This window comes from Herminiimonas contaminans (assembly GCF_015645465.1).
Classification (GTDB): Bacteria; Pseudomonadota; Gammaproteobacteria; order Burkholderiales; family Burkholderiaceae_D; genus Oxalicibacterium; species Oxalicibacterium contaminans.
The window spans coordinates 1-7,327 of the sequence record NZ_JADOEL010000032.1; the positions used below are offsets into that span (position 1 = coordinate 1).

At 45.0% G+C, this 7,327-nt stretch carries 4 protein-coding genes; all 4 read right to left on the reverse strand.

Annotated elements, in window-relative coordinates:
- Nucleotides 1-89 precede the first annotated feature (89 nt).
- The 4 genes from IXC47_RS18965 to IXC47_RS18980 are packed head-to-tail and all read right to left on the reverse strand — an operon-like array spanning nt 90 to nt 7,139.
- Nucleotides 90-1,619, reverse strand: coding sequence for a TniQ family protein (locus IXC47_RS18965; RefSeq protein ID WP_195876722.1), 1,530 nt, complete (start codon nt 1,617-1,619; stop codon nt 90-92).
- An 8-nt stretch (nt 1,620-1,627) separates the two neighbouring features.
- The gene (locus IXC47_RS18970) at nt 1,628-3,520 is read right to left on the reverse strand and encodes a TnsD family Tn7-like transposition protein (protein ID WP_195876723.1); all 1,893 of its coding nucleotides are present in this window, start codon (nt 3,518-3,520) and stop codon (nt 1,628-1,630) included.
- A gap of 5 nt (nt 3,521-3,525) precedes the next feature.
- A complete protein-coding gene (locus tag IXC47_RS18975) occupies nt 3,526-4,935 on the reverse strand; it encodes an ATP-binding protein (RefSeq protein WP_195876724.1) in 1,410 nt (469 codons plus the stop codon).
- Entirely contained in the window at nt 4,932-7,139 is a 2,208-nt protein-coding gene (locus IXC47_RS18980; protein WP_195876725.1) for an integrase catalytic domain-containing protein, read from the reverse strand. Before IXC47_RS18980 ends, IXC47_RS18975 begins: the two co-directional genes overlap by 4 nt.
- Between the last annotated feature and the right edge of the window lie 188 nt (nt 7,140-7,327).

Genomic DNA, 7,327 nt, shown 5'->3' on the forward strand with positions numbered 1-7,327 from the left:
GCTGGCTCCCATCGGGTATATTCCACCGGCGGAGGCTGAAGAAAACTATTACCGGCAGCTGACTGAAAAGGTCGCCGTCGAGGTCTAACTTAAACCAACCGGCCTCCACGAAAACCGGGGCGCTTCAATGCATAAGCGGCGATGTCTTTGAAGGAAATTTTTACTCCACTCCCTTTGGTATTTCGTGCTCTTTTATAAGACTGCTTGAAATCCTCGACATGAATAGTACGAAGGCGCAATTTTCTTTGTACTGAAACTTCCTTTATCCTTCTGGCGGTTTCTTCCTTCTGACTCTCAAACCATTCTAGATCCCGGATAGACGCACGAAAGCACGCCTGTTGTGCAAAGTTTTTCCAAACTCTCACTCCACGGTCATTAGCACGCAAAATTGCCTTCAGAATGCTGCGACGATCCGTCTCTACACTTGGTAGATTTGCAGTTGCGCCCCTTTTCCCGTGCGGATATTTTCCCTCAAACCAGGCTTGGTCATAAATTGTGAGATACCAAAACAAAGTTTTATACCGGCGATATATAACGCTGCGAGTGACTCTCTCACCGACCTCTTCCTGTATTTGCAATACGTAATACCTAGCCTCATCAATTGATTGAGGAATGCGATGCAATTTCTTCTCTTGAATTATTGAATCGCCAGCTCTAACTTCATTTAATTTTAAAAATTGTCCAAGCTTTACATTGGTTTCTTTAAAATCTGACTCAATCGTCGCCAATAAGGCGCATATTTGAGGTGCCCGAAACTCTTGTTTGCTGGTGGAGCCTATATGGGCGTGGGTGAAATCTTCCGTTCGTTGCGGCGAAATTGTGAGGATCGCTTTTGCTCCGGTTGCCCCATATGAACTGGTGAGATGATCCAATAGCTCAGGTCTGTTTAATATTCCTTCTTCCGTCAGGCGAGAATCAAAAAAACTATAGACGTCGCTGCACTTCTCAAAATCATCTCTACTCCACAATGCTTGTGCGCTATAAACTGCCAGCCGCCCCCAGCTGACTTTCGTTGATTTCACTTCCGCTCGAATCAATCTCAAATCATAGCCGCAAGAACATAGAATTCGAGCTTGCATATAGGTACTTCCTCTATGAAAAAGCTGTTCGCAATTTGGACATCTAGTTGCTAACTCAAGCCCATGCTTATGGCAAACGCGAACAAACGGCAGATGATGGGCCCGATGTAGATAAGGTTCTCCGTATTTATAAAAATCTTCATCTAAACAAATTGGGCAAATCTTTAAGACATTAGGTCGAAGATAAGTAATACGACGTCCTACCTCTCGTCTATTTCTTAATATAAATTTTGGAATCTCTTTTACACAGCAAGAAATTTCCGCTGAAAGCGTTCTTTCGCTATGGAAGCGCAACCAGTACGGATAGGTGGTGAGCTCCATCATGACCTTGCCGTATGTAGTACCAAGCGCACCAAGTATTTGGTCTGCTTCCACGCTAGGTAAAAAGATGTCACGCCACCCCATCTCGTCGATTTTGCGGGAAACGTATTGCTCTACTAAACTATCAATCGAAGATGGATGATTATGAGTTTGTAATCGGAAGAGCCAGCTTCCTAGTATTTCGTCAGGGTATGGTGAAACAAAAAAAGGAATGCGCATTCAAAAATTTAATTCAATGAATTATTGAGACGAGCAGCAATAGCCTGCCCTCTATAATTTACCGCATGCGATAGGAGTTCCTCACTCCAACTTCGAATAGTTGCGTGTCTCTTTATTTTCCACATTACTGGAAAAGGACACTCAGCTAGTAGCTCATCAATTGCTCGTTCAATCCGGTACTTCTGATATTCCAAAACTGTCTCTGAATACAGCCCTACAGCATCGCGAAGTTGAGGCAACTTGTGTGGAAATTTTCGCAACAATGCTTCACAACCAAGACGGCGCAAAATTAAAGTTTTACTGACACGTCCACGCGTTTTGTCTGTCCGTATCACTTCCACTAAGGCCGCAACGGACTTTGCCAATAACAAATCTCTAGAGAACCAATCAATACGAGTAATGCCGTTTCTAGGCACCGCTTCGCACCGCAAGTTCGCTTGTTTCAACCAATCGTGATCATGACGATATAGCCAGGCAAATAGATCTGCTCCGCGTGCACGAACAGCATTGAAGCCTTTTACACCTTCTACATCGATCAACGCCATCCACTCTAATCTCTTGCGTGTTTTTGATTGCAGCTTCCTGAACAACAATCTTTCTACACTGATCTCTGGATTACTTCGAAGGATGCGATATACGCTACTAACTGATATTGAACGCTGTTCGGCAATGATATTAATTTCCTTGCCAGCGATCAGATCAACAATTATTGAATCAACGACGTCACGATATATATGCTTTCGTCGCTCGGAAACCGGAATGTCAAATTTTCTTCGTAGCTCAACCACTGTTGTAACGCTGAGTCCAGATTCCAGTGCCGCCTGCCGACACGATTTCGATACATCCTCTATAGCTTGATGACATTTAGATCGACAGAGAAATTTGTCCGTATTGACTATATCGCCCACTACTAATGTTTGATTATTTGCAGCTAATTCAAGCGCCTTTTTAAATCGATCTATTGAGCCAAACAAGAATCCGATCAACAACAAATGACATATAGGATGCATTGCGCGATCAGGTCGTACCAATATATCGCGCAACCATCGTAAAGGCTCCTTAGGGCTGGAAAGCAATCGAGATTGATGCTCGAAATTATTAAAATCTTCGTAGTGCATCCGCATTTCGTTAACGATCGCATTGAAATTGATCGCATGTTTTTTTGTACAAAGTTCTCTCGCCAGTAACGCTTGTTGGTATACAACCGTTCTTAACTTTGTATCAACCGGCGGTAAGTTGGCCTCGATCAGCTCTACTGAAAGATGAGCCAGTGTGGAAACCTTCGAGACTTCAGTGACGGATGGATTTTTATCAGTTAGAAAGGGAGGAAGAAACAGGGTCTGTCGTGAACCCGATGTGAGATGCCCCGTATGATCAGATAGTCCGATCGCGTGAATCACACAATTTCTGACAGCAGGCAAATTGTGAGCGCGATGCCAATAGATGGCGCCATCATTTTTGAAATTCTCTTGAACACAAAGATTGCAAAATCTTAGGACCGACCCAGCACCAAAGCCATTGGCAACCGTACCCATAAGAGTTTTAAGCCCGCCACCTCCTCCATCCCGAAATATCTCCATGCACCTAAGGTGTCGCTCAATGGGAAGAAATGGGCGGAAGTATGGATAAAGCGTACATCTATTTAAAATATCGATGTAATCGCCAAAAGGAGAAGGCTGCCCCAGTCTCTGACGATAGATCTCCAGCCCTACCGGTAGGTCAGTCGATGGAATGACATTAGGATCCCCGAAAAAAACTTTCATGCAATGTTTGGGTGGACTCAAAGCATTCAGCAGTGCCGTGCGAGCTAATACAGAAAACAATAGCTCATCAGGCATTGGGGATGGGAGGTATCCCAACACCAAGTTATTATTAAATTGCTTGGTAGGTGATTTACTCACTAACTTCAATCTTGAAACGGATCTTCGCGTGGCAAGTCTGGTGCCACATCGGATGATTTTTTTGAATTTCTTTTGGGGCGCGGAGAATTATCCTTCGAAGAATTTTTCTTTAAGGGCTGTTTGTCCATCTCTTCAAACTCAGAGCCCGTGTTAATTTTGACCTCATCCTCATTTGCACCAAGCAACCGACGCAAAGCCATATATTTCTGACTAAAAAGAAGATCATCGAACGCACGTAGTTGCTCAGGCTTTCCACTACGAAGCGCCAGTATCGCTGGCTGAAGAAACGCCATATCCATAGCCGATGTCCTGGCAAAAGCAGCTTCGTCGATTATTTCTCGTCCACCAATCTCATTTCGTTGCGCCAACATAAATGCCAGTGTGGCAAAAGCTGTATTTCCGCCCGAGCTGTCATGCCAAGCATCTCTGACTTTTTTTGTTAGTGGTTTTTTATTCTTTACAAAGCAATAATCCCATTGAACATCACAAAACTCCTCCCATTGCATATCCGACTTTCCCATCGGGCGGATGATTGTCTCTCCAGCAGAAGCGAGTTTGCGTAGATTTCTTACACTTCCTTCCAGCACGGACTGGACGGCCGGAGTTGCTAGGATGAGTAGACTAATGCCCAGTCGCTCAATAATTTCGCTGAACAAATTCAACATAAATTCAGCGTTGCCTCCTCGTGCATATCGCAAATTTTGCACTTCATCTATGACCAAGAATCCCAACGAAATTGCAGTAGCTACGCGATTCATTAATTCAATCATAGGCGCAATTTGTCGAAGACTAATCGCTTGGCGGGTATAGGTCGTACCCAATAAATCATCTACTTGTTCAAAAAATTGAACGCATAAACTTCTTAATGTTGCATCGTGTGGCACTCGCAGAAAAATGTAGACCACCTGTTTGCAGAGTAGAGGCTGCCCGTTGTACTCCACATGTGAAATTACCTGCGGATATCGAAGCAGAAAAGATTTCGCGAATGTAGTTTTTCCCATTCCGCTGACTGACATCATCAAATGTCCTGCCGCGGCCGATTTCCAGTCTGAAGGGAACGGTACGCCTCCCACTCCTCCCAACGCCAAGGCATGTCGTCGTTGGCGGTCCATTGTCGTTAAAGGGTTACGTGCAATGTATGTTTGTCTCATCATAGAAGTCAGTGCCAAGCCGGCTCTCTGAAACTCAGGGAACGGATGCACTACATCATTGAGAATAGGGAGCTCCATTAACCGAACAACATCACTCGCCTTTCGCTCTTTGTCCGTAACCTTTGGCGGATAATGAGCAAGCGTAGTCAAAAAATCGTCTTTTTTATTTTCTAATGACGGCAGAGCTTCGATAAATGGATTACCGGCAAAGCGGCGCACCCCAGTTTCGTTGTAATTCGCAGGGACAATGAGGGAATTTGTCATTTCTTATTCCTGTTTTCTTGAATAACTCGCAGTCGTTCCAATCGTTCTCGCTCTTCCAGTTCTTGCCAATTCGCTTTAACACTATCGTGACTAGAGTTCTCAGGAGGCGAGCTTTTTCGGCCCCCTGTCAGTGACTCTTTCATCCCCGCTGTTTCTAATGTCCGTAACTCTCTTGTTTCTTGCAAATCCAACTTTTGTTTTTTCACTGTCGTTTTGGCTGCAATACCTTTTTTACTACCGCCAGTATCTGCGGGGCGCTTGTTATTCAATCGTGCAACACGACTTTCATGATCTGCGCGAGCCCAATGCATGGCGGTGCGGCCTAGTAAGGCTTCCTCTTCATCAAGCGTGAGACCTGCAATTTCTTTCACAGCACCAACACTCAACCTAAATTGCGCCCACTCACCAAATTTTGTTTCGACAAACACTTCTAATGGATCAGTCTTATCTATGCGTACTTTGATGCTTTTTGCACGTGAGGTTGAAGTACGCGCCATCTCAATTGCCGTTTCATTTACTGGCAAGTAAGGTCGCTGCTTATATCGTAGAACTCCACGTGCAATACTTGCGGTGTCAATCCCCAAGAGTAAACGGAAATAATCACCGTCTCTGAGCGGTGGCGTGCGAAGTCCAGTAACGTTCTCTAACCCCCACATATATGCGTCACGAGGTTGTGGAGCTATTCCTGCCTGAGTTAGTATTTTTAATTTACGCAATGCTGTGTGCGGGCGATTATTGTGATCATCGATGATCTCGATAATCGCTCGGTACGCATCTTTTAGAGAATGTACCGCAGCTACCGCTGCTCTTTTTTCAATACGTTTCGTACGTGGATCAAGAGGCCGCTCCGCATACACGCCCTTTAACTCTGATGCTGTCATTCGGCGCTTTATCTCACGAATGAAACGCTCCACAATTGCTTTACCATCTGGACACAGTGGAGGTAATGGGGTCACTTCAATACGTAGATCCTGTGCAACCGAGCGTTCCATTGATTCGCTCAAAAATTCAGAGCCACGGTCTGGGCATAGGACTGCGGGAAACCGTCCGATCGGCCACCGGTTGTCGTTTATGTCCACGCCCAACGACGCAAATCTTTTTTCTCTTGAGGTGAATGCAATGAGTAATGCGTAACGCACTTCCTCCCAAGACGCGGGCTTTAGAGAAAGATATGCAGAAACAACAAACCGGCTCCACCGATCAATCAATAAATATAAAATTGGTTTGCCAACAACTAAACTTGGATCGTCCGACGAAACCAGATGAATTCTTCCGCCAGTTGCATCAATTTCATAAACCTCACCCGGCCCACTTGCACGCACAGAGCTCAAGCTGCCCGGATTTCGTTCATGTGAACGTACATTTCTTATCAAGTCCGCATCTAGGCGAGCAGAGGAATGAATGTAGTATCGAAATTGTCTAACTGTGACGGGCTCAGACGTCTCACCCTTGAGATATAGCCTATATCTTTCCGGGTGACGCTTGCTGAAATAATTGGCAAGATAATTCTCATGCGCATGCGAAATATACGTTGGCCCTGTGCGAAGTTTTGCCTTGTAGCTGCGAATCATGTCCTCAATATCAGATTCATCGACAACGAATTCATTGACGCCTAACTCTGGCGCCAGTATTGATTGCCGCCCGCGTCGTTTGTATATTCTTTCAGTGCCTCCCTCTGTTGGCTGGAATTTATATCCCGCCAACCCAGGCGTCGCACCGCGAGCTAATGGCAGTAGCGCTTTGCGCACTCCCCCAAAATAGTAGAACCGTATAACCAATCGATACAAAGTAGTTTTGCTTACATCCAGTGACTCCGCGCGTCGTCGAATGCAAGAGGAGAATGACCGTGCGGATAAATTTTCTTCCTTTTCAAATAATGAAACTAGAGGCTCAATCATTTCCCATGCCGCATTCAGCTTGAGTTCGCTCGCTTCATCTTTGATGCTTCCTGTGAATGCAAAAGGTAGCTGAAATTGTCCGATCTCTCCTCCCTCATCACGGAGCAACGCTTTCAATTCTGCTTTCGCAAACCAAAGAGGTCTCCTTGCAAAATACGCTCTTTCGGCGACATCGACCCACATCCCGAAGACGCCGGTTTCGAAAATATGCGTTAGCCTCAAATATCTATTCGTACTCTCAAATCGTATGACCATTCCAGCAGAAAGCGCTGCATTTGGAATGGGTTTAAATTCAATTGGCTGCATCGCTCAATACCAGTGGTTTATCGAATGAAATACTGTGATGTAGAGATACTGGGAGTTGATTGTAAGCGTCCGCCCGATACCGTCTAGCGATCTCAGATAAATCTCATCAAACTACGTGTCCATTAATTCATTCAAATGGACACGTAGTTTGATGAGCGAATCCTCAATTTCTCTCGTACCTGTATCTG

Bases quoted from the DNA above. Each gene is read 5' to 3' on its own strand.
- IXC47_RS18975 (WP_195876724.1), bottom strand. From the start codon at position 4,935: ATGACAAATTCCCTCATTGTCCCTGCGAATTACAACGAAACTGGGGTG.
- IXC47_RS18965 (WP_195876722.1), bottom strand. From the start codon at position 1,619: ATGCGCATTCCTTTTTTTGTTTCACCATACCCTGACGAAATACTAGGA.
- IXC47_RS18980 (WP_195876725.1), bottom strand. From the start codon at position 7,139: ATGCAGCCAATTGAATTTAAACCCATTCCAAATGCAGCGCTTTCTGCT.